The following is a 2,912-nucleotide window of genomic DNA, read 5'->3' on the forward strand; positions in this document are numbered from 1 at the left end:
ACCCCGGCCTCCCGCCCCCGCCGCTCCAGCATCTGCTGGAGCGGCGGGGGCGGGAGGCCGGGGTACGCGGGCGGCTGCACCCGCACCGGTTCAGGGAGACGATGGCCGACGACTACCTGCGGGCCGGGGGCGATCCGCTCAACCTGATGCGCATCGTCGGCTGGAAATCGGCGGAGATGGCCAGGCAGCGGGCCCGTACGGCGGAGCGGTCCGCCGGAGAACGGGCCCGTGCCGAGCATGCCCGCCTGTCCCCCGGCGACCGTCGCGGCTGAATCCGCCGCCGCCATGTCCCTCGGGGATAGATAGGGCAATCGCCCCTTGACGGCAGCTTACGGCGGCCCTCACGCTCGGTAGTGAGACGATGACCCCCGATCGGAGGCGAGGGCATGATTCCTGGCTGCGGAAGCTGCAACTGCCATGACGAGACGCTGTCGGCGTTGTCGAGCGCGTCGGGGCCGCTGGCCCATGTCGGTGACGACTGACGACGGACGTGATGCCGCCCCGGACTCCATCCGGGAAAGGAAGGAGACGGGGCGGCGCGACAGGCGAAGTTCAGCCGTTCAACGGTTCAGCCGTTCGACCGTTCAGCCGTTCGACCGTGCAGTCGTTCAGTCGTTCAGCCGGAGGGGCAGGCCCGCCAGCCGCCAGGAGCCGGGGAGGTAGTGCCGCTGTAGTTCGCCCGGATCGCAGGCCAGCGCGAGGCGGGGGAAGCGGCGCAGCAGCCCCGCGAACGCCACCTCGCCCTCCTGCCTGGCCAGGGCCGCGCCCAGGCAGTAGTGCAGGCCGGAGCCGAAACCGACGTGGGTCTCCCGGCGGCCCTCGGACTCCCGGGTGATGTCGAGCCGGTCGGGGTCGGCGAACCTGCGCGGGTCGTAGTTGGCCCCGACCAGGATGGCCATCACCGGCTGCCCCTGGGCGATCTTCACTCCGCCCAGTTCGACGTCCTCGGCGGCGTAGCGGATACGGGTGCCGTGCACCGGACCGCACCAGCGCATCAGCTCGTGTACGGCGACCGGCATCAGCTCCGGCTCGGCCCGGAGCCTTTCGAGCTGGTCCGGGTGGGTCAGCAGCGCCGCGGTGCCGTTGCCGATCAGGTGAGCGGTGGTCTCGTGCCCGGCCAGGACCAGCGTGAGCACCATGGTGACCATCTCCTGGTCGCTGAGCCGGTCGCCGTCCTCGTCGTGCACCCGGATCAGGCTGCTCAACAGGTCGCCGGTGGGCTCGGCGCGCCGCCGCAGGATCAGGTTCTCGATGGAGTGGACCATGCCGATCAGCGGCTCGTTCATCGCGTTCGGCTGCAGGGAGACCAGTGACCGGCCCCAGTCCCGCCAGGCCGGGCGGTCCTCCTCGGGGATGCCCACCAGCTCGCAGATCACCGCGATCGGCAGCGGGTAGGCGAAGCCCTCGATGAGGTCCACGGTGCCGTCGGGGCCGGCCTTGCCGGGCAGCTCGTCGAGCAGCGCGCCGGCGATCTCCTCGACCCGGGGCCGCAGTTCGAGGACGCGGCGCGCGGTGAAGGCGCGCGAGACCAGGCGGCGCAGCCGGATGTGGTCGGCGCCGTCCACGTCGAGGATGCTCTCCAGTACGTACTTCGCGTACTCCGGCGGAATGCCGCGCATCTTGATGAGCTGCTCGCGGACGTTGCCGACGTCCCCGCCGGGGACGTTCGCCGGGTTGTTGACGAACCGCTGGTCGCTCAGCACCGTCTTGACGTCGTCGTACCGGGTCACCAGCAAGATCGGGTCGACCTTGCCGGGGAAGACGGCGCGGGCGACCGGCGCCTCCTCGCGGATGCGGGCGAAGCCGTGGAAGGGGTCGTGGAGCAGATCGGGATCCATCAGGTCGATGGGTTCCGTGATACCGGAAGTGCTCATGTCTGCCCTCCGCTGGGTCAGATGGACTGCCGCCTGCGAATCTCCTGGTTGAGCCGGTCGAGCAGGCGGTCGAACAGTTCGGCGGCCAGGTCGGCCGCGGCCCGCATCGCCTCGGGGGAGCGGGCGGTCTCGATCGAGGAACGGATGGCGTCGGCGAGCGCGCCGGCGCAGGCGGCGGGGTCGGGCCTGGCCTCGGCGGGCATCATCGGCTCCATGGTGAGGAAGCCGACGAAGATCGAGACCATGGTGTACCGCACCAGCTCCGGAGGCTGGTCCGTGCGCACGAGGCCGTGCTCGCGCAGCAGCACGAGGTAGGACTCCATGACGCGCAGCCGCTCGGCGAGCAGGTCACCGACCAGCTCGGCGCTGCTGCGCACCAGCACGCCCAGGGTCTCCGGGTCGCCGATCAGCGCGGCGCGCACCACCGGCTCCTCGTGGGCCCATCGGTAGATGTGCGCGATCAGCTCGCTGGGCATGACGGTGACCGGCTCCCGGCGCAGCAGGTCCACCAGATTGGCCATCAGCCGGCTCTGCGCGCGCATCAGCACCGAGAGGAACAGCCCTTCCTTGGTGGAGAAGTGCAGGTAGATGGTGCCTTTACCGACTCCCGCCCGGCGGGCGACATCGTCCACCGTGACGCGCCCGTAGCCCCAGGCCACCAGTAGCTCGCCGGCGGCGTCGAGGATGCGCTCGGCTCGCCGTTCCCGCTCTGACGTCGGACGCTCCGATACCGAACGCTCCGACGGCTCAGGTGCCACGATCGAGATCCTATCCGACTGCATGACCAGATGAGACCTTCTGGTCATAGGGTCACACCGTCATGCTAACCCTCCGGCGCGCCGCCGCGAGGGCTCCGCACGAAAAAGTGCCCGGCCCTTTTGAAAGGGCCGGGCACTTGGTGAATATCGGTCAGGTCACCGCACGGCGCGCAGCGCGTCCGCGATGCCCGCGCCGTAGAAGCCGTTGCGGCCCTTGCCGCCCTCGCACACGTGCGTGTCGATCTCCGTGCTGCCGTCCGGCAGGTGCCGGGTGTAGGTG

At 70.4% G+C, this 2,912-nt stretch carries 3 protein-coding genes; 1 reads left to right on the plus strand and 2 read right to left on the minus strand.

All coding sequences use genetic code 11. From position 1 onward, the window contains the following. Positions 1-272, plus strand: a 272-nt coding sequence (locus tag C1I98_RS37400) for a tyrosine-type recombinase/integrase (protein WP_146607881.1), incomplete at its 5' end; no start/stop codon positions are given. Positions 273-608: 336 nt separating this feature from the next. Here the strand turns inward: C1I98_RS37400 and C1I98_RS37405 are convergent. Further along, entirely contained in the window at positions 609-1,874 is a 1,266-nt protein-coding gene (locus tag C1I98_RS37405; protein ID WP_111171985.1) for a cytochrome P450 family protein, read from the minus strand. 17 nt (positions 1,875-1,891) lie between these two features. Next, entirely contained in the window at positions 1,892-2,632 is a 741-nt protein-coding gene (locus C1I98_RS43365) for a TetR/AcrR family transcriptional regulator (protein WP_233508521.1), read from the minus strand. Between the last annotated feature and the right edge of the window lie 280 nt (positions 2,633-2,912).

Origin of the sequence: Spongiactinospora gelatinilytica (assembly GCF_003236385.1) — a bacterium.
GTDB lineage: Bacteria > Actinomycetota > Actinomycetes > Streptosporangiales > Streptosporangiaceae > Spongiactinospora > Spongiactinospora gelatinilytica.

Coding starts and splice junctions, on each gene's coding strand:
- C1I98_RS37405 (WP_111171985.1), bottom strand. CDS start 1,874: ATGAGCACTTCCGGTATCACGGAACCCATCGACCTGATGGATCCCGAT.